Consider the following 24,986-nt stretch of genomic DNA (forward strand, 5'->3'; position numbering starts at 1 on the left):
CAGCACCGACTTTCGTCCGTATGCTGCGATCCAACCAGACCGAAGCTGAATGGCGCCTCTGGTATCACTTGCGCGCCCACCGATTTCTCGGTCTGAAGTTCAAGCGACAATGCCAGTTGGGACCCTTTGTTGCGGATTTCGTCTGCAAGGAGCTAAGGCTTGTAATCGAGGCTGATGGTGGCCAGCACGATCAAGCCGCAGATGCCCGCCGTGACGACTGGTTCAAGCACGAAGGATTCCGCGTACTCCGTTTTTGGAACAACGAAATCCTGGGACAAACTGATGCAGTTCTGGAACAGCTTCGTGAGGTTGTGTTGGATCTTGGCCACGTAGATAACGGGGCAGACGCTGAAGCAGGGGGCCAGCCATGACCCAACTCCCCCAACTCATCTCCCTGCTCCACCTCGCATCCCCCGCGCTGCCCATCGGTGGCTTCAGCTATTCCCAAGGCCTCGAGGCCGCCATCGATTGCGGCAGCGTGCATGACGCGCCGACCGCCGAGCGCTGGATCCGCGATAACCTGCTGCACGTGCAGGCGCAATGCGAAGCGCCGCTGTGGCTGCTGCTGCATCGCCACTGGCTCGCTGGCGACGCCGCGCAGGTCCGCGCATGGAACGACTGGTTCCACGCCACGCGCGAGACCTCCGAGCTGCGGCTGGAGACCGAGCAGATGGGCTGGTCGCTGGCAAAGCTGATTGCGCAGATGGAGTGGGGCACCCCGGCGCTGCGCGACGCGCTGGCGGCGCTGTCGCCGGTCTGCCTGCCGACGGCCTTCACCGCGGCATGCGTGGCGCTACATGTCGATGCGCGCGACGGGCTCGCCGCCTACTGCTTCAACTGGGCCGAGAACCAGGTAGCCGCCGCAATCAAGGCGGTGCCGCTAGGCCAGGTGGCAGGGCAACACATGCTGCGCCGCCTGCACGCAGCGGTGCTCGATTCCGTTGAGGAAGCCGTGCGCCGCGCCGATTCCACGCCGCCGCAACTCTCCACCTTTTCCCCGATGCTGGGCCTGCTTTCCGCACGCCACGAAACGCAGTACTCCCGGCTGTTCCGATCCTGAATCCACACTGCACCATGACCCAGGCCCGTACCAAGAAGAACCCTCCTCTGCGCGTCGGCGTCGGCGGCCCGGTCGGCTCCGGCAAGACCACGCTGCTCGAGATGCTGTGCAAGGCGATGCGCGACCGCTATGACCTGGTCGCCATCACCAACGACATCTACACCAAGGAAGACCAGCGCCTGCTGACGATTTCCGGCGCGCTGCCGGCCGAGCGCATCATGGGCGTGGAAACCGGCGGCTGCCCGCACACCGCGATCCGCGAGGACGCGTCGATCAACCTGGAAGCGGTCGACCGCATGCTGGCCAAGTTCCCGAACGCCGACGTGGTCTTCATCGAATCCGGCGGCGACAACCTCGCCGCAACCTTCAGCCCAGAACTTTCTGATTTGACGATCTACGTTATCGACGTCGCCGGCGGTGAGAAAATTCCGAGAAAGGGTGGGCCCGGCATCACCAAGTCCGACCTGCTGGTGATCAACAAGACGGACCTGGCGCCGTACGTAGGCGCATCACTGGAAGTGATGGAAAGCGATGCGCGCAAGATGCGCGGCGCCCGGCCGTTCGTGATGGGCAGCATCAAGTCCGGGCAGGGCCTGGACGAGGTGATCCGCTTTATCGAACGGCAGGGCATGCTGGGCGTCTAGCGCTCCTTGTCATCGGCGGCGCCGGCCTTGCTGGCGTGCCTGACATAGCTCACGGGCGGACGGAAGCTGCCTTTGCCGGCCAGCGCCCGCGCCACTGACGCAACCACGTTCAGCTCTGGCTCGCTCAGTTCGGCCATATGGCGCACCGTGGCCTCGATCGCCGCGTGCTGGCGGTTACCGAACGGCGTGCGCGGCTGCTCCACCTGCAGCTCGCTGGCGTCGTGGCGGCTGAAATCCAGCATTTCGGATGGCGGTATGGCAAGGGTCTCGGCCAGTGTGCAGATATTGATCAGCGCCACGTTGCGCTTGCCGCCTTCGATGCCGCTCAGGTACGAGCGCGCCAGACCGCTTTCGAGCGACAGGGTTTTTTGGGACCAGCCCCGCTGCTTGCGTAGTCAGGCAAGATGCAATCCGAATAGTCTGAGATGTCGAGAAGTCATGGGCTCGTTAAGAGTTCGGAGTGGTCTGAGGCTAAGGGTTTGACCTTGAGGCCACGACAACTTATTCTCCTCCTCACTATCGGTGCCTGATCCGCTGAATAAGGGATGCGCCAGTCAACAAGGCGCGGCACGATGGCATGAACCGGACCGCCTGCATGGCCGTGCCAAACGGGGCCACCGCGCAATGCCGCACGCAACGCTGACAAGCGCGCGGCATGCGTGGACGGGATGCTTGCGTCCTGTCGCCCTGCCAGGGGAGTTGCCATGCAGATCTTCACGCTGTTCGAGGCGCGGATGCGCGCCCTCCATTCCGGCCGCCACGCCCCGGCGGACCTCACTCTCGGATTCCAGTCGCGCGTGCTGACCGCCTCGGCCGGCCTCGGCGATACCTGCGACTACGTATTCCTCTGCGCCGGCGAGACGCAGGACGCCTTTGTGGCAGACCGCAATGAATGGTGGGGCTGCCTGCGCGGCGGCCTGCGCATGTCGGCGCCCGGGCGAGACTGCCTGCTGATGGGCGGCGGCGAACTGTTCGCGCCCGCGCGGGGCGTGCCAATGCAGGTGCGCGCGATGGTCGACACCATCCTTGTGCGCGCGGTGCCGCAGCAGCAGGACGATGCCGCGCGCGCGGTGTCGCTGCCGAGGGGCGCGCGCCGCTGCGCGCTGGGCAGCATCGCCGCGGTCGGGGCGGAAGAAGCCGGGGGCAGCCCCCGCCAAGGCACTGGGGAGGCAGGGTATGGCGCGCGGCCGGAGTTCATCCAGCTCGACCCGTCCGTGGACGACTGGGCCCGGCGCTTGCAGGCGCGTGGCCTGCGCTGGGCGCTGTGCCATCGCGGCGCGATCGGCCTGCATTGGCATGAGGCCCTTGCACATGCCGGGGTCGACTTGGCCTTCCTGCAGCCTGGCGCGATCTACGCGCCGGATCCGCACGAGTCATGCCGCCTGGACGTGCTGTTGTCGGGGACCGGACTGCTGTGCTGCTTCGGGGCCGGCGATGGCATCGCCCTCGGCGCAGACGGAGGCGCGAGCGGAAGCGGGCGCGCCACCCGGCACGCAGACGGGCGTGCCGCCGCGCGCCATGCGCTGGTGGCGGCCTGAGGGCGGTGGCATGGGGTCCAGGCCAGGCCCCGGCGGCTTCAGTGCCGCTTGTACTGCGTCGCGCCGAACAAGACCTCGCGCGCCTTGTCGTCCTGCAGCGCCTTGCGCGCGCTGGCCAGCACTTCCACGCCGCGCTTGACAGCGGGACGCTCGGCGATCTCGTTGAACCAGCGCTTCAGCTCGGGATAGTCGTCCAGCTCCACGCCCTGGTTCTGCCAGCTGCGCAGCCACGGGAAGGTGGCGATGTCGGCGATGGTGTATTCGTCGCCGGCCAGGTACGCGTGCTTCGACAGCTGCGTGTCGATCACGCCGTACAGGCGCCTGGCTTCATTGGTGTAGCGGTTGACCGCGTACTCGATCTTCTCGGGCGCATAGATGCGGAAGTGGTGCGCCTGGCCCAGCATCGGGCCGACGCCGCCCATCTGGAACATCAGCCACTGCAGCGCCTCGTACTTGCCGCGCACGTCCTCGGGCAGGAACTTGCCGGTCTTGCCGGCCAGGTACAGCAGGATGGCGCCCGACTCGAACAGCGAGATCGGCTTGCCGTCCGGGCCGTCCGGATCCATGATCGCCGGGATCTTGTTGTTCGGGCTGATTTTCAGGAAGTCCTCGCCGAACTGGTCGCCGGCGCCGATGTTGATCGGATGGACCTTGTACTCCAGGCCGCATTCCTCCAGCATGATGTGGACTTTGTGGCCGTTGGGCGTTGCCCAGGTGTAGACGTCGATCATTGAGTAAGATCTCCTGGCTGGAGCGGTGGTGGACTGTCACATCAACCACTGACGTGGCGAACCGGGCGATTTAAGCACAGAAGAAAAAAACGCGCAGACGGGCTGCGCGTTTTCCATACTGCCGGCAGGGCTGGCGGCCCTGCGGCTTGCCAGCCGGTCAGAAGCCGCGCGCCACCGGCATCTTGATGCTGTCCGGGTTCACGTTCATGTGCTTGGCCAGCTCCAGCTTGGCGATGGCGTTGCGGTGCACCTCGTCCGGACCGTCGGCCAGGCGCAGCGTGCGCTGGTGCGCCCACCAGTTGGCCAGCGGGAAGTCGCTGGACACGCCGGCCGCGCCGTGCACCTGGATGGCCCAGTCGATCACCTTCAGCGCCACATTCGGGGCGATCACCTTGATCATCGCGATCTCGGCCTTGGCCACCTTGTTGCCCACGGTGTCCATCATGTACGCGGCCTTGAGCGTCAGCAGGCGCGCCATCTCGATCTCGCAGCGGGCTTCGGCGATGCGCTCCTGGGTCACGCCCTGGCTGGAAACCGGCTTGCCGAAGGCCACCCGCGACAGTGCGCGCTTGCACAGCAGTTCCAGCGCGCGCTCGGCCACGCCGATGCTGCGCATGCAATGGTGGATTCGGCCCGGGCCGAGGCGGCCCTGGGCGATCTCGAAGCCGCGGCCTTCGCCCAGCAGGATGTTCGAGACCGGCACGCGCACGTTCTTCAGCTCGATCTCCATGTGGCCGTGCGGCGCGTCGTCGTAGCCGAATACCGGCAGGAAGCGCTTGATGGTGATGCCGGGGGTGTCGGCCGGCACCACGACCATTGACTGCTGCTCATGGCGTCCGGCGTCCGGGTTGGTCTTGCCCATCACGATGTAGACCTTGCAGCGCGGATCGCCCGCGCCCGACGACCACCACTTGGTGCCGTTGATCACGTAGTGGTCGCCATCGCGCTCGATGCTGCATTCGATATTGGTCGCGTCCGACGAGGCCACGGCCGGCTCGGTCATCAGGAAGGCCGAGCGGATCTCGCCCGCCAGCAGCGGCTCCAGCCACTTGTCCTTCAGTTCTTCCGACGCGTAGCGCTCCAGCGTTTCCATGTTGCCGGTGTCGGGCGCGGCGCAGTTGAACACCTCGGCCGACCAGGGCACCCGACCCATGATTTCGCACAGCGTGGCGTATTCCAGGTTCGACAGGCCTTGCGGCGCACGCGGCGAGCGGGGCAGGAACAGGTTCCACAGCCCGGCTTCACGCGCCAGCGGCTTCAGTTCCTCGATCACCTTGGTCGGCAGCCAGGCGTCGCCAGCGCGGCGGTTGGCGTCGATTTCATCCGCGAAACGCTTTTCGTTCGGGTAGATGTGCTGGTCGAAGAAAGCCAGCAGCTTGGTCTGCATTTCCTTGACCTTCGGGCTGTATTCGAAATCCATGTGGTCTCCTCGCTACGGATCAGTGGACGCCAGGGTGGGCGGCGGCGCCGTTTTGCCTCGGCATCAGTGCGGCATGGGCCGATGGAATGCACTCTATCTGAAAGCCGGTAATTAGAAAAATGAATTTTCTGGATTTGCCAGTATCAATTCCCTGCATTCCGTGACAGAATCCACGCATGCAGCTCTCCCGCATCGACCTCAATCTCTTCGTGGTGTTCGACGCCATCTACAGCGAAGGCAGCATCACCGCGGCCGCGCGCCAGCTCAACCTGACGCAGCCGGCGGTCAGCCATGCGCTGGGTCGGCTGCGCACGCTGTTCGATGACCCGCTGTTCGAGCGGCGCGGCCAGGGCATGGCGCCCACGCCGCTGGCACGCTCGCTGGCGGCCGAGGTGCGCACCGCGCTGCAGTCGTTCGCCCGTACGCTGCAGGACACGCCGCACTTCGACCCCACCAACACCGTGCGGCGCTTCACCATCGGCATGCGCGACGCGCTGGAATCCACGCTGTTGCCGCCGCTGATGGCGCGCGTGACTGCGGTGGCGCCGCATGTGGAGATCGCTGCGATCCGCTTTGACCGGCGCGAGATGGAATCCGAGTTGCTGGCCGGCACCATCGATGCCGCCATCGACATCCTGCTGCCGGTGTCGCCCGCCATCCACCACGCGCCGTTCATGGCTGACCCGATGGTGGTGCTGGCGCGGCGCGATCATCCGCTGGTCAAGAAAGAGCTAACGCTCGAGCGCTACCTGGCGGCCGAGCATGTGCATGTCTCGTCGCGCCGCCGCGGCGCCGGACTGGAAGACCAGGCGCTGCACCGCATGGGCCTGACGCGCCGCGTGCGCCTGCGCTGCCAGCATTACGCCGCCGCGTGCCGGGTGGTCAGCTGCACCGACCTGCTGGCCACACTGCCGCTGCGCTATGCGCGTATCGCCAATGAGCCCTATGCGAACCGCCTGCTGTCGCTGCCGTTCAAGGTGCCGACGCTCGAACTGCACCTGTACTGGCACGCGGGCGGCGAAAACGACGGCGCCAACCGCTGGCTGCGGGAGCAGCTGATGGCGGTGATGGCGTCACTTGGCGGCGGCACTACGGATGTGACGAGCGCTGCCTGAGCGCTCCAGCGTACGCCGGCAGCCGGCGCCAGGCGCCGGATGCGACGCTCCGGTGCGCCGCGCGCGGGTCACACGTAAGCAATTGTTCGCAGGGTAGACCCTCGCGATTCACGCCAATACCATCGACCGGTCTTTCTGCCCCCGGCACCTCCGCCGCAAGCCTCGTTCCATGGGTTTGCGCAGGTTGTCTCGCCGGCGTCCGCCTCGGCGGATCCTCCGGGCAGTCTTCTTCCTCCGACTACCACGACGATTCAGACCGATGACCGGGACACGCTTGCTTGCTGATTGCCAAGAGACTCTGCCGCGACGCGCGCGGCGCACCACGCTCGCCCTGACCACCCTTTGCGCCGCTGCCACGCTGGCGCTGTCCGCCTGTGGCGGCGGTGGCGATGGCGGGAATGCCGGCACCTCGGCGGGCTCTCCACAAGGCTCCACGCAGGCAGCGGGGCAGGGCGCGCCGACGGGCGGCCAGACCGGTTCGACTTCCACCACGGCGGGCGCCTGCTATACCGTCAGCGGTGCCGCACCGGCGCCCGCCGCGGGCAGTGGCATCACGCTGCTGCCGGCACGCGGCAATGCGGTCAGCAATTACCGCGTGCTGGAAGAGCCGCGTACCGCCGGCCTGTGCTACGCCAACTATCGCCGCGAGCAGGTAGGCCTGCCGCCGCTGGCCGCGCGCGATGGGCTCAACACGGTCGCGCAGAACCACACCGCCTACATGCTAGCCAACAACACGCTGACGCACGACGAAATCAGCGGCCGGCCGGGCTACACCGGCGCTAGCCCGAACGAGCGTATCCAGGCCGCCTACCCGACCAACGCCACCGCCGAAGTCGTGGCCGGCGCCAACCGCTGGACCTCGGTGGCCAATGCGCAGCTGTCGATGTCGCCCAAGGACGCGCTGGTCTCCGACCTGGTCAATGCGCCGTTCCACCGCGCCGCGCTGCTGGGCAGCTACGGCTCGGCCGGCAGCGGCTTTGCCGAGAGCGTGGGCCCGAACGGCAGCGGCACCGCGGCCACCTACTACCAGACCATCGACCTTGCCGACGCCTCCAAGGGCGGCAGCGACAACCAGATGGTGGCCTACCCGTTCAACGGCCAGGCCGACGTGCCGGCCAGCTGGGTCAATACGGAAAGCCCCAACCCGGCGCCGGGCTACGAGGGCAAGACCGTGGGCTACCCGGTGTCGCTGCAGGCGATCAACACCTCGCTGCAGTTCGATGCTGACAACTTCGCCATCACCGATGCGCAGGGCAACAACGTCAACTGCGTCAAGGTCGACAGCCGTTCGTCGGGCTTGTCCAGCGCCGCGCGCGGCCTGGCGATCTGCACGCCGGTGGCGCCGCTGGCCAGCCAGCAGCGCTACACCGTGCGCGTCACCGGCCGGCTGGGTTCGCAGCCGGTTGACCTGAGTTGGTCGTTCACCACGCGCTGACCTTCGCGCGCTGACCTTCACACGTCAGCGATCACGCACCGGCGCGCTCATTGCGGCGCGCGGTGTTGCAGTTCGATGCGCACCTGACCCGGCGCCAGCGTGCGGTCGGCCTGCACGGCAAATGGCACCGGCGGGCGTTGTCCCGCCGGCAGCGACTGCCAGAGCCGTTCTGCCCATTCCCGAATTTCCGTATTGTCCGGCTCGGCTGCCCACAGCCTGAGCGGGGTCAGTGTGCCCAGGCGCGCCGCCGTCGTGGCGGGGTCGTCCTGTGTCGACACGGTCATGGCTAGCGCAGCGGACGCGGCTGCGCGCTCGCGTGCGGCCGCCATCGGCGGTGCGGCCTTGCGGGCGAAATTGGCCTGCGGTGCGGCCGCCGGTGGTGGAGGCGAGGCCGGGGCTGCGGCAGCGGGTGGAGCAGGCGGTGCGGCTTCCGCCATGGCCGAGTAAGCGGGCGCTGACGGCATGGGCAGGGCTGGCGGTGACGCCGTGATCGCCGGCGCGTGGGCAGAGAGGCCTTCACTGGCTCGCGCCGCGGGCTCGCTGTCCCTGGCGGATTCGCGCGGTGCGCTGCGTTCGCCCGGCGCGCGGCTGCGCTTGTCTTCGTTCGCGGCGGGACGCTGTTGCTCGCGCTGCGGGGGTGGGGCGGCTTTCACGGCTGGCGGTGCCGGGCTTGCCGGCGCCGCGGCTGCGGCTTCCGGTGCGGCTTCCGGCGCGGCTTCCGTTGCGGGACCAGCCGCGCTGTCGGCAGCGGGCGCTGGTGCCGGTGCGGACATCTCGCGTGTGGTCGCCGGCAGCAGCGCGCCATCGTCGATCTGCCGCAGCACGATGCTGGTCGTGAGCCCCGCTACCGCCGCGACGCTGGCGGCCAGTCCCAACGAACGCCACCACTGGCGTGCGCGCACGGCGCGCGAGGTGCGTGCCTGCGCGGCCTGCTGCGCGGCCGCGTTGGCCTGAGCTTGCGCGGCAAGCCAGTCGTGCGTGGCGGCGCTGACCGGTGCGCCGAGTACCTCGGCTGCCGGCTGGCCCGCCGCAACGCGGCCCAGCAATGCGTCGCGCCGTGCCGCCTGTGCCGCCTGCACGCGCGCGGCTTCCTGCAACACCGCCGCGGCAAGCGTTGGCGGTGCGGGGAAGGGTAGCGGCGCCGCACTGCTCCGAAGCCGATCGGCTTCCTCCTGTGCTGTGCGCGCGGCTGCGCGCACGGACGCTTCCAGCGCGTCCGATGGCGCGTAGGCCGGCAGGCGCTTCAGCAACGCCGAGAGCCGATCCTCGCCATCGATAAATCGATCCACCGCGCTCACGACCGCGTCTCCTGCGATCCCGGCACGCTGCCGGCCAGCTCGCCGCGCAGGTGCGCGAACGCATAGCGCAGCCGGCTCTTCACCGTCTCGAATTTCTCGCCCAGCATCAGCGCGATATCTTCGACGCTCATATCGCTGAAGAAGCGCAGCACCACCACTTCGCGCTGCGCCACCGGCAAGTGCAGCAGCGCGCGATGCACGTGGTGCGCGTGCTGGCGCAGCTGCAGTTCGGCTTCGGGCGAGAGGTCGTCGGCGGGTATCTCCAACGGCTGCTCATCCTGCGACTCACGTTGGCGCGCATCGGCGCTGCGCACCTGGTCGAGCCAGGTATTGCGCGCGATCTGGAACAGGAAGGTGCGGAACGCCGCGGTGGGCTGGTAGTCGCCGCAGCGGGTCATCAGCTTGACCCAGGCCTTCTGTGCAATGTCTTCCGCTTCGCCGCTGTTGCCCTGGCACAGCCACGCCACATAGTTGTAGAGGCCGGCATTGTGGCGGCGGAACAGCTCGGTGACGGGCTGCTCGATGATGCCGCCGGCCACCAGCAGCATCAGGTCGTGGTCGGGCAGCGCGGCGAGCGCGTCGCCGGACGGGTGGCTTGCGGGAGAAGGGGGCTCGGGTGGGGGCTCGGATGCCTGCATGCGCCCGAGTATAGGAGAGGCGGAGGCGGCGCGACAGGTCGTCGCCCCGCCTCCCGGTGCCTCGCGGGGCGACGTGGTGTCAGCGTGCCGCACGCTCGGGCAATCCTTCTCCGGTCGTGCCGACGGGAGCGGCCGTGGCCAGGCTCTGCGTCAGGTCCACGAGCTTGAGGAACTCGCCGCGGTAGCCGAAGCGGTCGGCGCCGCGCGCGCCCTGCGCCAGCGCGCGGGCATCGGCGTAGCCCCACGTACCGGTAAACTTGCCGCCGCGCAGCGCCTGGCCGAAGCCGGCCACGGCCGCGGCGAAGCGGAAGTCGTCATCGCCTTGCGCCAGCGGTCGGATGGCCTGGCGGGCGACGGTGACATCCATCAGCAGGCTGGTGCTGGCCGTGGGCAGCTTGTAGCGCAGCTTGACGTGCGCCAGCTCGCCGTCGCGCCCGGGCGCCGGTGCGGGCTGCTGGTAGCGCAGCGGATCGACCAGCCCCGGCTGGCCCGCCAGCGTCAATTCGTACAGCGCGGTCACGGTATGGCCCGCGCCGATGTCGCCGGCATCGACCTTGTCATTGTTGAAGTCTTCGCGCGCCAGCATGCGGTTCTCATAGCCGATCAGCCGATATTCCTTCACCGTGGCCGGGTTGAATTCCACCTGGATCTTCACGTCGCGCGCGATAGTGGCCAGCGTGGAACTCATCTCGCTGACCAGCACCTTGTTGCCTTCCATCAGGTTATCGATATACGAGTACGCACCGTCGCCGGCATCGGCCAGCTGCTCCATCAGTTGCTCGTTGTAGTTGCCGGTGCCGAAGCCGAGCGTGGACAGCGATACGCCCGACTTGCGCTTCTCTTCAACCATGCTCTTCAGCTGCCTGAAGTCCGTCACACCCACGTTGAAGTCGCCGTCGGTGGCCAGCAGCACGCGGTTGATGCCACCGGCGATATAGCTCTGCTGCGCGGCCTGGTAGGCCAGTGCGATCCCGCTGGCGCCGGCGGTGCTGCCGCCTGCCACCAGCTGGTCGATGGCGGCGCTGATGGTGGCCCTGTCGCTGCCCGGCGTGGGCGGCAGCGCCACGCGCGTGCCACTGGCGTAGGTGACCAGCGTGATGCGGTCCTGCGGGCGCAGCTTGTTCACCAGCAGCTTGAGCGAGGACTTCAGCAGCGGCAGCTTGTCGGGCGAATTCATCGAGCCGGACACATCCACCAGGAACACCAGGTTGGCGGCCGGCAGCGCGCCGCTGGCCATGTCCTTGCCCTTGATGCCGATGCGCAGCAGCACGTTGGCGGGATGCCATGGCGCGGGCGCCAGCGCCGTATGCACGGCGAATGGTCGCCCATCGGCGGGCTGGGCGTAGTCATAGGGGAAGTAGTTCAGCAGCTCCTCAACCCGCACCGCGTCGGCAGGCGGCAGGCGCCCGGCATTGAGCAGGCGGCGCATATTGCTGTAGCTGCCGGTATCGACATCGATGCTGAAAGTTGACACCGGTGCCTGCGCCACCAGTTTGACCCCGTTCTCGTCGATGGCGCCGTAGCGCTCGCGGTCTTCCGCCGGAGGCGGAGGCACATAGTACGGCCGCGGCGCCATGGCGGCACGGGCGTGCATTTCGGCGGCCGGCGCGGCCTTGATGGCGTTGGCCGAAGGCACATAGGCCGGCGACGGTGGCGCAGGCACGGCCGGGGCCTGGGCCTCCGTCGGCGGGACTGGCTGGGACACATCCTGGGAAACCGACGGCGAACGGGCGCCGCAGGCCGACAGCGCCAGTGCGGCGGCGCAGATGGCGGCGGCGGCCCGGCCACGCCGGGCGCCGACGGTGGAAACGACCGGTACGCGAAGTTGCATGTTGTTCTCCTTGGGGGCCGCGGGCGGGACGCCGGCATGACGGCCTGTCGATGAAACGGGGGAGGCGCGCGTTCGGGGTTAAGGCGGCTAAGAATTTTTCTGCGCTGGCGCGCGACTGCCCCCAGGTGGCGCGATTCAGACTTTCCCGCACCCCCGGATGCCCCGATCGCCACTACAATCCCTTGATCCTTCCCCCGGAGATATCGCATGGCTCACCTTGACCCCTCTTCGATGGTCTGGCGCGGCGCGCTGGCCCTTGCCCTGATGGCGCTGCTCGGTGCTTGTGGTACGCAAGGCGGGGGGCGACCGCCCCGGCCGCGCCGGCCGCCGCCCCGGCCGCGACTACGCCTCCACCTGCCATGCCGCCGGCCCCGGAAGTCTCTTCCGGCTACCGCCCCGGCATGTCGACGGCCTACGCGCAGCGCCACATGGCCGCCGCCGCCAATCCGCTCGCGACCGAGGCAGGGCGCACCATCCTGCGCCAGGGCGGCTCGGCCATCGACGCCGCCATCGCCATGCAGGCCGTTCTGACGCTGGTCGAGCCGCAGGCAACCGGCATTGGCGGCGGTGCCTTCATCATGTACTGGGACGGCAAGCGCGTGCAGGCCTTCGACGGGCGCGAGACGGCCCCGGCCGGCGCCACCGAGAACCTGTTCCTGCGGCCTGACGGCAAGCCGATGGAATTCAGCGAAGCGCAGATCGGCGGCCGCTCGGTCGGCACGCCGGGCGTGATGCGCGCGCTGGAGATGGCGCATCGCCAGCACGGCCGCCTGCCGTGGGCCAAATTGTTCGAGCCCGCCATCGCGCTGGCGGAGAAGGGCTTCCCGATCTCGGAGCGGCTGTACACGCAGGTGGCCGCCGACAAGTTCCTGGCCAATTCGCCCGAGATGGCCGCCTACTTCCTCGATGCGCAGGGCAAGCCCAAGCCGGCCGGCACCGTGGTGAAGAACCCGAAGCTGGCGCAGACACTGCGCGATGTTGCCCGGCGCGGCGCCGGCGTGCTGTACAGCGGCCCGATCGCGCAGGACATCGTCGCCAAGGTGAACGGCAGCGCCAACGCCGGCTCGCTGTCGCTGGCGGACCTGCGCAACTACAAGGCCAAGGAGCGCGAGCCGGTCTGCACCGACTACAAGCGCTGGAAGATCTGCGGCATGCCGCCGCCGTCGTCAGGCGGCATCGCAATCGCGCAGATCCTTGGCACGCTGCAGGCGCTGGAGACAAAGAATCCCAAGTACGCGCTGGCTGCGCTCAAGCCGCAAGGCGTGAACACGCCGGCGGTGATGGAAGCCAACCCTGACGCCGTCCACGCGATCTCCGAAGCCGACCGCCTGGCCTACGCCGACCGCGGCCTGTACGTGGCCGATGCCGAGTTCGTGCCGGTCAATGTGGCGGGCCTGGTCAACCCGTCCTACCTGGCCTCGCGCGCAGAGCTGATCGGCGACAAGAGCATGGGCAAGGCCCAGCCGGGCGTGCCGCCCGGCACCGCGGTGTCCTATGCACCCGACCGTTCGCCGCCGCGCGTTTCCACCTCGCAGATCGTCGCCGTCGATGACCGCGGCGGGGCGATATCGATGACCACCACCATCGAGTCGTACTTCGGCTCGCACCTGATGGTGCGCGGCTTCATGCTGAACAACCAGCTCACCGACTTCTCCTTCGCGCCGAGCGAGAACGGCAAACCGGTCGCCAACCGCGTGCAGCCGGGCAAGCGCCCGCGCTCGTCGATGGCGCCGACGCTGGTGTTCGACCGCCAGACCGGTCAGCTGGTCGCCACGGTCGGTTCGCCGGGCGGCTCGCAGATCATCGAGTACGTCTCCAAGACGCTGGTCGGCATGCTCGACTGGAACATGGACGTGCAGGCGGCGATCGGCATGGGCAACTTCGGCAGCCGCAATGGCCCGACCGAGGTGGAGAAGGGGCTGGTGTCGCCGGGCCTGGTGCAGGCGCTGCAGCAGCGCGGCCACCAGGTGGCGGAGATCGAGATGACCAGCGGCACGCAGGCGATCATGCGCAAGCAAGGGCCTGACGGGAAGGCGGTATGGGCCGGTGGTGCGGATCCGCGGCGGGAAGGGGTGGCGCTGGGGGATTGAGGCAGGCGCTAGCGGGTGCTGTCCCGCCGGTTTGCTCCCCTCTCCCGCAAGCGGGAGAGGGGAGCAAACAATCAGCCAGTATCAGCCCTTCGCCTTCTGCGCATACTCCCACCCCATCTCCGCCATCGGCCGCGCACGCTTGCCGGCGTCCAGCGCCTGCGCCGACGACGCAGTGCCATCCACCACGCGCTTCATGATCCCCTGCAGGATGCCGGCGATGCGGAACATGCTGAAGGCGAGATAGAAGTTCCAGTCGCCGGTGATCGGCCGGCCGGTGCGCTGCTCGTACAGGCGGCGGTACGCCGCTTCGTCCGGAATGCCCAGCGCAGCGAAGTCCAGCCCGGCGATGCCGCGGAACTGCCCCGGCGCGATATGCCAGCTCATGCAGTGGTAGCTGAAGTCGGCCATCGGGTGCCCCAGCGTGGACAGTTCCCAATCCAGCACCGCCAGCACGCGCGGCTCGGTGGGGTGGAACATCAGGTTATCGAGCCGGTAGTCGCCGTGCACGATCGAGGTCAGGTCGGCGTCTTCCTGCGGGATATGCTGCGGCAGCCAGTCAATCAGCGCGTCCATGGCCGGGATCGATTCGGTCTCTGACAGCTTGTATTGCTTGGACCAGCGCTCGATCTGGCGCTGGAAGTAGTTGCCCGGCTTGCCGTAGTCGCCCAGCCCGATGGCGTTGTAGTCGACCGTATGCAGCGCCGCGATGACACGGTTCATCTCGTCGTAGATGGCGCTGCGCTCGGAAGCGCTCATGCCGGGCAGCGACTGGTCCCACAGCACGCGGCCGGCGACGAACTCCATGATGTAGAAGGCGCGGCCGATCACGGACTCGTCCTCGCACAGCGCGTACATGCGCGCCACCGGCACGTCGCTGCCCGCGAGCGCGGCCATCACGCGGTACTCGCGCTCGATCGCGTGCGCCGACGGCAGCAGCTTGCTCTTGGGGCCGGGCTTGGCGCGCATCACGTAGGTCTGGCCCGGCGTGACCAGCTTGAAGGTCGGGTTGGACTGGCCGCCCTTGAACTGCTCCACGGTCAGCGGGCCGGCAAAGCCCTCCACGTGCTGGCGCATCCAGGCTTCCAGCGCGTCGGTGTCGAAGCGCTGCTGGTCCGCCACCGGGCGCGTGCCCTCGAAGTGCGATACGTTGCTCGTCATGCTGTCTCCGTTGGTTTTCTGTTCGGCATCGGTTGGAATTCGATCCATCTCGCGGCGCGCTCAGCCCTGCGGCTGGCGTCCGCGCAAATACTGGTGCAGCAGCACTTCCATGGTGGTGTGGCGCGTGCCGCTGTGAACGGGCGTGGGTGGCGAGTAGTTGGTCATGCGCACCACCCAGTCGAGCGGGTCGTCGCCCATGTCGAGCACGTTGATGCAGCCCGCGGTCTGCAGCAGCGAGCCGAAGAACACGCGCCGCCCGCAGGTGATCGCCTGCGACAGGATGGCGCGGTTGGTGCCGCCGTGCAGTACCATCAGCACCGTGTCCCAGTCGGGATCGGCGCGCAGGCGCTCCAGCGCGGGCAGCACGCGGTCGAGGAACTGGCCAATGGTCTCGCCGTTGAGGAAGCGCTTGTCTTCCGGGACTTCGCCTTCGAAGGCGCCGACGAAGGCGTCGCGCAGGTCCTGGTCGGCGATCGCGGACAGGTCGCCGCCGCGGATCTCCTGCAGCGCGGGCCAGACTTCCGGCACCACGTCGTCCATCCCGGGCAGTATGGCCAGCACGCGCTCAGCCGTCTCGACGGTGCGGGGCAGGCCGCTGACAATCACTCGGTCGAAGCGGATCTGTTCGGCGGCAAAGGCGCGGCCGGCGGCGGTGGCCTGCATGCGGCCGGTCTCGTTGAGCGGCACCATCTCGGGCAGCGCGGGGCGCCCGGCCTCATCGAAGTAAGAGACGGCGCCATGCCGCATCAGGTAGATGCGGCGACGCGAGGACGGCGGCAATTCCATGCGTTGTCTCCTTGCTTTGTGGCGGCATGGCCGTCTGTCGCGGGCTGGCCGTAATGATGAGCGGCGGGGTGATCAGCCGGGATGATCAGCCGGGATGATCAGCCGGGATGATCAGCGATATTGCGGCTTGCGCTTCGCCAGGAAGGCGCTGATGCCTTCGCCGCCATCGGGGTGATGCAGCGCGGCCACGAAGCTGTCGCGCTCGGCCACCAGGTGTTCGGCGAGCGAGGCCGTGCCCGCATGGTTGATCAGGCTCTTGATGCGGCCCACCGCATGCGGCGATTGCTTCGCGATGCCCTGCGCCAGGCGCAATGCCTCGGCCAGCGCCTCGCCCGGCGGCGTGACGCGGTTGACCAGCCCGAACTGCGCCAGCCGCTCGGCGTTGACCGGCTTGCCTTCCATCATCAGTTCGCTTGCGAGCTGGCGCGGCAGTGCGCGCGCCAGCTCGTACGAGCCGCCGCCATCCGGCGTCAGCCCGACCGAGACGTAGGCCATCACGAACTTGGCATCGCTGGCAGCAACCACGAAATCGCACGCCAGCACCACCGAGAAGCCCGCGCCGGCGGCCGCGCCTTCCACTGCCGCGATGATCGGCTTGGGAAAGGCGTGCAGCGACTGGATCCACCCGTTCAGCACCTCGATGCTGGCGGCCTGCACTTCGGGCGGCTGGCTGCGGTTGCCCAGCAGCCGGTTCAGGTTGCCGCCCGCGCAGAACATGCCGTCGGCACCGGTGAAGATGACCGCGCGCACTGAGTCATCCGCGGCGGCCTGTTCCAGCGCCGCTTTCGATGCCGCATAGATATCCGGGTGCAGCGCATTGCGTGCCTCGGGGTTCGAAATGGTCAGCACCAGCGTCGAATCGACGCGTTCGGATAGCAGCTGTGCGGGCATGTGGCGGTCTCGCTGAGTGGGGGCGGGTGGGCTTACTGCTCTTCGGCCAGCAGCGACAGGCCCAGGCCGGCACGGCGCCACAGCCACGGGCTCGGGCGGTAGCGCATGTCGCCGGTGAGCGCTTCCATATTGCGCAGCGTCTCCAGCACCAGCTGCGGGCCGACCGCGTCGCCCAGTGCCAGCGGGCCCTTGGGATAGCCCAGACCCAGGTTGACGGCCAGGTCGATGTCGGCCGGCGTGGCGATGCGCTGCTGCGCGATATCGCTGGCGATATTGATGATGCAGCAGAGCACGCGCTGTGCGACAAAGCCGGCCGAGTCGCGGATTACCGTGACCGGCACGCCGTCGCTGGCGAACAGGCCGTGCGCGGCATCACGCGCGGCGGCGCTGGTGGCCGGCGTGGTCATCAGCGTGCGGCGCTTGGTGGCCTCGAACGGCAACAGCGTGTCGATGGCGACGGTACGGGCCGGGTCCAGGCCCTGTTGCAGCGCGCTGGTGGTGGCGTCCAGGCCCAGCGGCGTCACGATGATCAGTGCGTCGGCCGAGGGCTTGTTGCCGCCTTCCGGGGTCACGCCCAGCGCACCCAGCAGCCTGGTCACCATGGCATGGCCGCGCTCGCTGGCGTGGCTCACCCACACGCTCGACGGGCGCGCGGACGGCACCACGGCGGCGGCCGGCACTTGCTTCTGGCCATCGGCGTACGAATAGAAACCAGCGCCAGCCTTGCGGCCGACCAGCCCCCCGACCGAGCGGATCGCGGTGATCGGCGATGGGCGGTAGCGCGGTTCCTGGTAGAACTGGTTGTAGATCGATTCCATCACCGGGTGCGACACGTCCAGCCCGGTCAGGTCCATCAGCTCGAACGGCCCCATGCGGAAGCCGGCCTGCTCGCGCATGATGTTGTCGATGTCGGCAAACTCGGCCACGCCTTCCTGCGCGACCTTCAGGCCTTCGATATTCATGCCGCGGCCGGCATGGTTGACGATAAAGCCCGGCATGTCCTTGCAGCGCACCGGCGTATGGCCCATGCGGCGCGACAGCGCCATCAGCGCGTCGCCCACCGCCGGGTTGCCCGACAGGCCGTCGATGACCTCGACCACCTTCATCAGCGGCACCGGGTTGAAGAAGTGATAGCCGGCGATGCGGCCCGGCTGCTTCGAACCCACGGCGATCGCGGTGATCGACAGCGAGGACGTGTTCGAGGCGATGATGGCGTCTTCGCGCAGCACGGCTTCGAGCTTGGCGATCAGGTCGCGCTTGACCTCCAGCTTCTCGACGATGGCTTCCAGCACCATGTCGCAGCCGGCCAGGTCTTCCAGCGCGCCGCAGGGCTTGACGCGGGCCAGCGTGGCCTCGGCGTCGGCGGCGCTGATCTTGCCCTTGTCGGCCAGCTTGCCCAGCGTATCCTGCAGGTACTGCCGCGCCGCGGCGACCGCCTGCGGGTTGGCGTCGTACAGGTTGACGGTGAGGCCTGCCTGCGCGGCGATCTGCGCGATGCCGCGGCCCATGGCGCCGGTACCGACGATGCCCAGCGTGTCGATGGTGAAAGTGCTCATCGTTCGTCCCAAAAGTTGTGGTTAAATTAGCACGATCGTACGTTTTTTGCACCTTCCCGAACAGATGGGCAGGGCAGGCGGCGTGCGCTGATCGGCCAGACCGGACACTGCAGGCTCCGGATGGTCCACAATCGCCCACACACCTGCGGGATCTGCACTGCGGGCGACCATTCCAACAACGGAGAGAGACGACATGCTGAAGCTCTGCGGTTTTGCCGCCAGCAACTACTACAACAAAGTGAAGCTGGCGCTGCTGGAAAAGGAGGTTCCGTTCGAAGAGGTACTGGCATGGATCGGTGAAACCGATTTGGCAGCGTCGCCGGCGGGCAAGGTGCCCTACATCATCACCGAATCCGGCTCATTGTGCGAGTCGGAAGTCATCGTCGAGTACCTGGAAGCGGCTTATCCGCAGAAGCCGCTGCTGCCGCAAGATCCCCTGCAAGCCGGCAAGGTGCGCGAGATCGTCACCTTCATGGAGCTGTACCTAGAGCTGACCGCGCGCGAGCTGTACCCCGAGGCCTTCTTCGGCGGCAAGGTCAGCGACAACGTCAAGGAGCGCCAGCGTAAACTGCTGAACCGCTATATCCCTGCGTTCGCCAAGCTGGCCAGGTTCTCGCCGTATATCGCAGGCGACAGCTTCACGCTGGCCGATTGTGCTGCTGCGGTGCACCTGCCGCTGGTGTCGTCGTGCACCAAGATCATCTACGGCACCGACCTGCTGGCGGACCTGCCGGTCAAGGACTACCTGAAGACGCTGTCGCAGCGCGAGACGGTGCAGAAGGTCAATGCCGACCGCAAGGCCAATACCGAGTTGATGCTGAGCAGGAGCAAGTAATAAGCGGCGGGGCTCTGCGAGACTCGCTGCCAACGAGCCTGGAGTTGCCGCTTGAGTGCTCCCTCTCCCGCTTGCGGGAGAGGGAGCAAACCGCCGGCGTGCGAAGGCCGGCTGAGCGTAAAAACGCCCGCGACTCTCAGCGGGCGTTTCTGTTTTCCTTCTTACAGCTTCCCCAACCGCTCCAGCGCCAACGCCAACGTCTCTTCCTTCTTCGCAAAACAGAACCGCACCACGCCCGATTCACGCGGCTGCGTGTAGAACGCCGACACCGGAATCGCCGCTACGCCGATCTCGCGCGTCAGCCACATCGCAAAGTCGGCTTCGCTCAGATCGGAAATGGCCGAGTAATCGACGCACTGGAAGTAAGTGCCGTCCGACGGCAGCAGCTTGAAGCGCGTATTGGCCAGCCCGGCGCGGAAGAAATCGCGCTTGGCCTGGTAGAACGCCGAGAGCTGCAGGTACGGCGCCGGGTCGGCCATATAGTCGGCCAGCCCGTGCTGCACCGGCGTGTTCACGGTGAAAACGTTGAACTGGTGGACCTTGCGGAATTCGGCCATCAGCGCCACGGGCGCGGCCACATAGCCGACCTTCCAGCCGGTCACGTGGTAGGTCTTGCCGAAGCTGGAGATCACGAAGCTGCGGCGCGCCAGCCCGGGGTGGCGCGACGCCGAGGCATGCTCCTGGCCGTCGTAGACCATGTGCTCATAGACCTCGTCCGACAGCAGCAGGATGTCGGTGCCGGCCAGGATCTGCGCGAGCTTGTCCATGTCGCCCGCGCGCCAGATCGTGCCGGTCGGGTTGTGAGGCGTGTTGATGAGGATCATGCGCGTGCGCGGTGTGATCGCGGCGGCCAGCTTGTCGAACGGCACGCGGAACCCGGGCGCTTCCAGCGTGACCGGCACCGCGGTGGCGCCGGCCAGTTCGATCGCGGGCAGGTAGCTGTCATAGCAGGGCTCGAGCACGATGACCTCGTCGCCCGGGTGCACGGCGCACAGGATGGTGGTCAGGATGCCCTGGGTGGCGCCGGCGGTGACGGTGATCTCGGTGTCCCAGCTGTACTGGTGGCCGTACAGGTTGGCGATCTTGGCGGCGATGGCCTGGCGCAGGCGCGGCACGCCCGCCATCGGCGGGTACTGGTTATGGCCGGCGCGCATCGCCGCGGTCACGGCATCGATGATCTTCGGGTCGCAGTCGAAGTCCGGGAAGCCCTGGCCCAGGTTGACGGCGTTCTTCTCGGTGGCGAGCGCCGACATCACGGTAAAGATGGTGGTGCCGACGGCGGGCAGGCGCGAGGGCGGCGGGGTCAGGGGAGCGAGCGTGGTGTCTGCGGACATGTTGCGAGCGTGTCGATGCGGGTGATATGGGGAACTGCCCGGCGCACGCCGGGCAGCGCCGTGCGAGGTGCGGCAATTTTAAAGCGGATCGGCCGCGCTGTCGGCGCCGGCCTGCGTGGCCAGCCACGCGCCGAAGCCCGGCGGCGTCAGCACTTCCACGCCGCTGGAGCGGCGCAGGCGGCTGCGCAGCTTCAGCACGGCCTTGTCCTTCGACACCAGGCAGGCGGCGCCGGCAAAGTGGGCCAGCTCCACGAACTTCTGGTCGTCGGTGTCCTTGCAGCGCGGCAGCTTGATGGCGTCGGACTCGGCCTGCGGCGGCAGGGGCTCCAGCCGGGTCAGGCGATCGACCGTGGCCAGCGCCGCGTCGATATCGACGTCAAAGCGGGCAAATTGCGGATAGGCCAGCACCCGGCGCAGCTCCTCGCGGCAGTCGGCGCGGATCACCGGGGCGATGGTGCCAGCTTCCAGCGCCTGGCGGATCGGCTCGACATGCGGGTCGCGGAATACCAGCAGGTCGACCCAGATATTGGAGTCCAGCACCACGCAGGGCGCAGCCGCGGGCGCGGATGTGATGCCGGCGAGGCTGGCGGGAAGTGTGGTTCCGGTGGTGTCGAGGCGCATTCGCTACAATCTTGGCTTGTTTGTACTTGGCTACTGCCGCGATTTTGCCATGCTCATCGTTTTGTCTCCCGCCAAGTCGCTGGACTACGAGACCCCCGCGCGTATCAAGACCCATACGCTGCCGCGCTTCATCGACCATTCCGCCACGCTGATCGAGCGCTTGCGCAAGCTGGCGCCGCAGGACGTTGGCGCGCTGATGGACATCTCCGACAAGCTGGCCGTGCTCAACGTGACCCGCTACGCCGACTGGTCGCCCGAGTTCACCGCGGCCAACAGCAAGCAGGCCGTGCTGGCCTTCAACGGGGACGTCTACGACGGTCTCGACGCAAAGACGTTGTCGGCCGACGACCTCGGCTTCGCGCAGAAGCACATCCGCATCCTGTCGGGCCTCTATGGCGTGCTGCGTCCACTGGACTGGATGCAGCCGTACCGGCTGGAGATGGGCACGCGGCTCGACACCGCCGCCGCCAAGGACCTGTACGCGTACTGGGGCGACGAGGTCACGCAGATGATCAACGGCGACATGGCCGCGCTCAAGCAGGAAGGCGCGCCGGTGCTGGTCAACCTGGCCTCGGAAGAGTATTTCAAGGTGGTGCGGCCCAAGGTGCTGAACGCGCGCATCGTCACCCCGGTGTTCGAGGACTGGAAGGGCGGCCGCTACAAGATCATTTCGTTCCACGCCAAGCGCGCACGCGGCACCATGGCGCGCTACGCGCTCACGCATCGCATTACCGAGCCGGAAAAGCTCAAGCGCTTTGCCGAGGATGGCTACGCCTTCGACGCCGCGGCTTCTGACGCCGCCCGCTGGGTGTTCCGTCGCCGCCTGGAAGACTGAACCGACTGCCCGCACCCACTGCCACGAGACTGCCCGCCATGCCTTCCGCCCTGCATATCTCCTCGCATTTCGATTCCGGCGCCATCGAGGTCGAGGCGCTCGACCGTGCCGACGATATCCGCCTGCGCATCCGTGCCGATTCGCATGCCGATTTCCGCCAGTGGTTCCACTTCCGCCTGCAGGGTGCGGCGGGGCAGGCGTGCCGGATGCATTTCCTCAACGCCGGCGACTGCACCTATCCGGACGGCTGGCGCGACTACCGCGCGGTGGCCTCGTACGACCGCGCGCACTGGTTCCGCGTGCCGACGCGCTTCGACGGCCACGTGATGACGGTGGACTTTACGCCCGAGCATGACAGCGTCTGGTTCGCATATTTCGAGCCGTACCCGGACGAGCGCCACCTGTCGCTGCTGGCCACCTGCCAGCGCTCGCCGCTGGCACGGCTGTCGCACCTGGGCAGCACCGTGGACGGGCGCGACATGACCCGCGTCACGCTAGGCCAGCCCGGCCCCGGCAAGAAGACCATCTGGATGATCGCGCGGCAGCACCCGGGCGAGAGCATGGCCGAATGGTTTGTCGAAGGCGTGCTGCAGCGCCTGACCGGCACCGGGGTATGGGCCGGCGACCCGGTCGCGCGCAAGCTGCTGGAGCGCGCCGTGTTCCATATCGTGCCGAACATGAACCCGGACGGCTCGGCGCGCGGCAACCTGCGCACCAACGCCGCAGGCGCGAACCTGAACCGCGAGTGGATGGCGCCCAGCCCCGATACCAGCCCCGAGGTTTATCACGTGCGCCGCGCCATCGAGGCCAGCGGCTGCGACATGTTCTTCGATATCCACGGCGACGAGGGGCTGCCGTACAACTTCGTCGCCGGCAGCGAGATGCTGCCCGGCTTCACCGAGGCGCGCCGGCGCGAGCAGTTGCGCTTTATCGAGGCCTTCAAGCGCGCCTCGCCGGATTTCCAGGACGTGCACGGCTATGCGGCCAGCAAGTACAACGCCGATGCGCTCAAGCTGGCGTCCAAGTACATCGGCCATACCTTCGGCTGCCTGGCGCTGACGCTGGAAATGCCGTTCAAGGACAACGCCGACCTGCCCGAGCCTGAGGTGGGCTGGAATGGCGCGCGCAGCGCGCTGCTGGGCACGGCGATGCTGCAGGCGATCCTGGACTACCTGGGCTGAGCCAGCGCCGCCATTAGCCCGCCGCAAGGGCGGGCCTGGCCGGCGCCACGCGGACGCCGCGCTTGTTTCCCGCTTATTGCTTCTTCTTGGTCTTGCTGCTCGTCTTGGCCGAGCCGGACGTTGACTTGGACGACGCGGACTTCGACGACTTGGATGCAGCACTCGACTTCGACGCCGAGCCCTTGCTCCCCTTGCGGCTCTTGCTGGCGGAGGTGTGGTTCACGTCCGGCGCGGCTGGCGGCCCCGAGGCTTCGGTGACGGTGGCGCCGCCGCTGTCCAGCAGTTCGTACGCCAGCATCATCCCATCGTCATAGCCGCAGCGCACCCGTACCGGCTGCCATTCGTTGTCACCGCGGCGCTTGTGTGCTGTGGCGTTGAACGTGACCACAGAACTGACCGGCACGGCCTGCTTGCCGGGCGAGAAGCGGCCGCTCCACGGTTCGGTGGTGGCCTGTCCGGCGGCGAGCGCGCCGGTCGGGATCTTCAGCGCGTCGTAGGTGGCCGAGCGTGGCACTACCCAGCTGGCGTGCGCGGCGCAGTCGGCCACGTCGCTGGTGGCGTTCTCGGTCTTCATCAGCTGTTCGCGCATGCGCGTGCGGTACTCGGACAGGCTGACGCGGCCGCGGTCGGGCAGGGTGATGGTCTTGGTGGGCGGAGTGGTGGAGGCGGCGGGAGTGGCGGTGGTCGGGGCAGGTGCCGGCGCGGGGGCTGGTGTGGCAGCGGTGGCGGCCTCGTCGGCCGGCAGGTTGGCGCAGCCTGCCAGCGCGATTGCACCGGCCACTGCGGCAGTCACCATGCGGAGCCCGCTGCCGAGCAGTTCGGAGATTCGTCGGATCACGGTGTTAGCGGTGTGTGCGTGCCAGCCCAGGGGGCTGGGATGCAGAATGGGTTCGCAAAGGATTGCCATGATAGAGGAAACCTATCTGACAAAGTTCCTAAATCTTGTTACCCATTCTTCTAACCATGATGTCGCGCAGGAAGTGACCTGCCTGCTAGCAGGAATCACCCTTGCCGCACAACTGCGGCGAACCCGCAGCCAGCGTCGCCGTTGGCCCCGGACGACTGTCCGGGCCAACGGCGCGTTGCCGCTCACGCCACGCGCGAGGGCATCGAGCGCGTGAAGCGCAGCAGCTCGTCGAGCAGCGCGTTCAGGTTATGGCGCAGCTTGGCGAAGCCCGCGGTGTGGGTCAGGCCCACCTCATCCATGTACAGCTTGCGGTTGACCTCCAGCTGCAGGCTGTGGCGCCCGGCCTGTGGCTGGCCCACCACGCGCACGATCTCCACGCCCTTGTACGGGTGGTTGCGCCAGACGTCGTAGCCCATGTCTTTGAGCACGCCTTCGACGCGGTCGGTGAAGCGCTTGTCGCAGGTGGTGCCGTCGCGGTCGCCGACGACAAAGTCCGGATGCTCCAGCCCCGGGAACTCGGTCGCGTATTCGGCGGCGTGGCTTGGCATTGAATGGCAGTTGATGTGCCAGGCGGCGCCGTGGCCGGCGATGGCGCGGTCGGCCAGCTTCTGCAGTTGCGCGTAGTAGGGCAGGTAGTAGCCGTTGATGCGCGCCTGCACTTCTTCCACGCTTAGCTTGCGGTCGTAGATCGGCTCGCCGGTGTCGAGCACGCGCCAGACCAGGCCCTTGCCGAGCCGGGTCTTGGAGGTCTCCTGCTTCGCGCCGGGCCACGGCGCTTCCAGCAGGGTCTCGTCGATCTCGTCCAGCGCGCGGTTGGCGTCCAGGTAGCTGCGCGGGAAGCCTGCGCACAGCAGCGGGATGCCGCGCGCCGGGGCGCCGGCGTAGAGCTCGTCGACAAAGGTGTCCTCGGCCTGGCGCAGCAGCGGCAGCGGCAGGGCGGGGTCGGGGCGGAAGTCCGTCGGGTAGGTGGTCGCGCTGTGCGGTGAGTCCAGGAACAGCGCGGAGGGCTCGCCCTCCGGCTGGTACAGGAAGAACGGACTGTCCGCGGTCTTTCGTTCTGTTTCAGTCATGGCGGGGCGAAA

The 24,986-nt window shown here is 67.7% G+C and carries 23 protein-coding genes and 1 pseudogene; 10 read left to right on the plus strand and 14 right to left on the minus strand.

Features of this window, described 5'->3' with window-relative positions; genetic code table 11:
* Positions 1–20: 20 nt before the first annotated feature.
* From K307_RS46665 to ureG, 3 genes are read left to right on the plus strand one after another with little or no spacing between them, the layout of a single operon-like run.
* Complete coding sequence (locus K307_RS46665; RefSeq protein WP_155301293.1) at positions 21–371, plus strand: endonuclease domain-containing protein; 351 nt, start codon at positions 21–23, stop codon at positions 369–371.
* Positions 368–1,060, plus strand: coding sequence for an urease accessory protein UreF (locus K307_RS30680; protein WP_042884704.1), 693 nt, complete (start codon positions 368–370; stop codon positions 1,058–1,060). The genes K307_RS46665 and K307_RS30680 overlap by 4 nt, the downstream gene beginning before the upstream one ends.
* A 14-nt stretch (positions 1,061–1,074) precedes the next feature.
* The gene (gene ureG / locus K307_RS30685) at positions 1,075–1,704 is read left to right on the plus strand and encodes an urease accessory protein UreG (RefSeq protein WP_042884707.1); all 630 of its coding nucleotides are present in this window, start codon (positions 1,075–1,077) and stop codon (positions 1,702–1,704) included.
* Here the strand turns inward: ureG and K307_RS30690 are convergent.
* A pseudogene (locus tag K307_RS30690) lies at positions 1,701–2,087 on the minus strand (helix-turn-helix domain-containing protein); the annotation flags it as partial. The gene ureG and the pseudogene K307_RS30690 overlap by 4 nt on opposite strands.
* A gap of 321 nt (positions 2,088–2,408) precedes the next feature.
* Here K307_RS30690 and K307_RS30695 point away from each other — a divergent pair.
* Complete coding sequence (locus K307_RS30695) at positions 2,409–3,242, plus strand: hypothetical protein (protein WP_042884709.1); 834 nt, start codon at positions 2,409–2,411, stop codon at positions 3,240–3,242.
* A 38-nt stretch (positions 3,243–3,280) separates the two neighbouring features.
* Here the strand turns inward: K307_RS30695 and K307_RS30700 are convergent, their stop codons facing one another.
* Together K307_RS30700 and K307_RS30705 are read right to left on the minus strand one after the other, a co-directional pair.
* Complete coding sequence (locus tag K307_RS30700) at positions 3,281–3,973, minus strand: glutathione binding-like protein (protein ID WP_042884711.1); 693 nt, start codon at positions 3,971–3,973, stop codon at positions 3,281–3,283.
* 157 nt (positions 3,974–4,130) lie between these two features.
* Entirely contained in the window at positions 4,131–5,393 is a 1,263-nt protein-coding gene (locus K307_RS30705) for an acyl-CoA dehydrogenase family protein (RefSeq protein ID WP_042884713.1), read from the minus strand.
* A 176-nt stretch (positions 5,394–5,569) separates the two neighbouring features.
* Between K307_RS30705 and K307_RS30710 the strand changes: the two genes are divergently transcribed.
* Positions 5,570–6,508 (plus strand): LysR family transcriptional regulator, encoded by a 939-nt coding sequence (locus K307_RS30710; protein WP_042884714.1) that lies wholly within the window; start codon positions 5,570–5,572, stop codon positions 6,506–6,508.
* Positions 6,509–6,767: 259 nt separating this feature from the next.
* Positions 6,768–7,943 (plus strand): CAP domain-containing protein, encoded by a 1,176-nt coding sequence (locus K307_RS30715; protein WP_042884717.1) that lies wholly within the window; start codon positions 6,768–6,770, stop codon positions 7,941–7,943.
* 47 nt (positions 7,944–7,990) lie between these two features.
* Here K307_RS30715 and K307_RS30720 read toward each other — a convergent pair whose 3' ends face one another.
* The 3 genes from K307_RS30720 to K307_RS30730 all read right to left on the minus strand — a co-directional run bounded on the left by K307_RS30720 (position 7,991) and on the right by K307_RS30730 (position 11,710).
* Complete coding sequence (locus K307_RS30720; RefSeq protein ID WP_042884719.1) at positions 7,991–9,241, minus strand: hypothetical protein; 1,251 nt, start codon at positions 9,239–9,241, stop codon at positions 7,991–7,993.
* Positions 9,238–9,879 carry a sigma-70 family RNA polymerase sigma factor gene (locus K307_RS30725; RefSeq protein ID WP_042884722.1) on the minus strand — a complete coding sequence of 214 codons (642 nt, stop codon included), beginning with the start codon at positions 9,877–9,879 and terminating at the stop codon, positions 9,238–9,240. Before K307_RS30725 ends, K307_RS30720 begins: the two co-directional genes overlap by 4 nt.
* 79 nt (positions 9,880–9,958) lie before the next feature.
* On the minus strand, positions 9,959–11,710 hold the full coding sequence (locus tag K307_RS30730; RefSeq protein WP_051975228.1) for a vWA domain-containing protein: 1,752 nt from the start codon (positions 11,708–11,710) through the stop codon (positions 9,959–9,961).
* A 359-nt stretch (positions 11,711–12,069) separates the two neighbouring features.
* On the opposite strand from K307_RS30730, the gene ggt reads away from it, so the two are divergent.
* Complete coding sequence (ggt, locus tag K307_RS30735) at positions 12,070–13,800, plus strand: gamma-glutamyltransferase (RefSeq protein ID WP_419187187.1); 1,731 nt, start codon at positions 12,070–12,072, stop codon at positions 13,798–13,800.
* 81 nt (positions 13,801–13,881) lie between these two features.
* On the opposite strand, the gene K307_RS30740 is transcribed toward ggt, so the two are convergent.
* From K307_RS30740 to K307_RS30755, 4 genes are all read right to left on the minus strand, one after another.
* Positions 13,882–14,958, minus strand: coding sequence for a phosphotransferase (locus K307_RS30740; protein ID WP_042884724.1), 1,077 nt, complete (start codon positions 14,956–14,958; stop codon positions 13,882–13,884).
* A 60-nt stretch (positions 14,959–15,018) separates the two neighbouring features.
* A complete protein-coding gene (locus K307_RS30745; RefSeq protein WP_042884726.1) occupies positions 15,019–15,744 on the minus strand; it encodes a histidine phosphatase family protein in 726 nt (241 codons plus the stop codon).
* Positions 15,745–15,855: 111 nt separating this feature from the next.
* Entirely contained in the window at positions 15,856–16,635 is a 780-nt protein-coding gene (locus K307_RS30750; protein ID WP_042884728.1) for an oxepin-CoA hydrolase, alternative type, read from the minus strand.
* 32 nt (positions 16,636–16,667) lie between these two features.
* Positions 16,668–18,191, minus strand: coding sequence for a 3-hydroxyacyl-CoA dehydrogenase (locus K307_RS30755; RefSeq protein WP_042884730.1), 1,524 nt, complete (start codon positions 18,189–18,191; stop codon positions 16,668–16,670).
* 193 nt (positions 18,192–18,384) lie between these two features.
* Here K307_RS30755 and K307_RS30760 point away from each other — a divergent pair, with 193 nt between their 5' ends.
* The gene (locus K307_RS30760; protein ID WP_042884732.1) at positions 18,385–19,026 is read left to right on the plus strand and encodes a glutathione S-transferase; all 642 of its coding nucleotides are present in this window, start codon (positions 18,385–18,387) and stop codon (positions 19,024–19,026) included.
* Positions 19,027–19,187: 161 nt separating this feature from the next.
* Here K307_RS30760 and K307_RS30765 read toward each other — a convergent pair whose 3' ends face one another.
* Both K307_RS30765 and K307_RS30770 read right to left on the minus strand, forming a co-directional pair.
* Positions 19,188–20,360: a pyridoxal phosphate-dependent aminotransferase gene (locus K307_RS30765; RefSeq protein WP_042884734.1), complete on the minus strand. Its 1,173-nt coding sequence runs from the start codon at positions 20,358–20,360 to the stop codon at positions 19,188–19,190.
* A 78-nt stretch (positions 20,361–20,438) separates the two neighbouring features.
* Entirely contained in the window at positions 20,439–20,981 is a 543-nt protein-coding gene (locus tag K307_RS30770) for a PIN domain-containing protein (RefSeq protein ID WP_042884737.1), read from the minus strand.
* A gap of 49 nt (positions 20,982–21,030) precedes the next feature.
* Between K307_RS30770 and yaaA the strand changes: the two genes are divergently transcribed.
* Together yaaA and K307_RS30780 are read left to right on the plus strand one after the other, a co-directional pair.
* Positions 21,031–21,816, plus strand: coding sequence for a peroxide stress protein YaaA (gene yaaA, locus K307_RS30775; RefSeq protein WP_042887570.1), 786 nt, complete (start codon positions 21,031–21,033; stop codon positions 21,814–21,816).
* A gap of 38 nt (positions 21,817–21,854) precedes the next feature.
* Entirely contained in the window at positions 21,855–22,997 is a 1,143-nt protein-coding gene (locus tag K307_RS30780) for a M14 family metallopeptidase (protein WP_042884739.1), read from the plus strand.
* Positions 22,998–23,070: 73 nt separating this feature from the next.
* On the opposite strand, the gene K307_RS30785 is transcribed toward K307_RS30780, so the two are convergent.
* Both K307_RS30785 and K307_RS30790 read right to left on the minus strand, forming a co-directional pair.
* Positions 23,071–23,835 carry a BspC domain-containing protein gene (locus K307_RS30785; RefSeq protein ID WP_419187188.1) on the minus strand — a complete coding sequence of 255 codons (765 nt, stop codon included), beginning with the start codon at positions 23,833–23,835 and terminating at the stop codon, positions 23,071–23,073.
* A 251-nt stretch (positions 23,836–24,086) separates the two neighbouring features.
* Positions 24,087–24,974, minus strand: coding sequence for an N-formylglutamate amidohydrolase (locus tag K307_RS30790; RefSeq protein WP_042884741.1), 888 nt, complete (start codon positions 24,972–24,974; stop codon positions 24,087–24,089).
* Positions 24,975–24,986: the final 12 nt, after the last annotated feature.

Source organism: Cupriavidus necator A5-1 (genome assembly GCF_000744095.1).
Classification (GTDB): domain Bacteria; phylum Pseudomonadota; class Gammaproteobacteria; order Burkholderiales; family Burkholderiaceae; genus Cupriavidus; species Cupriavidus necator_A.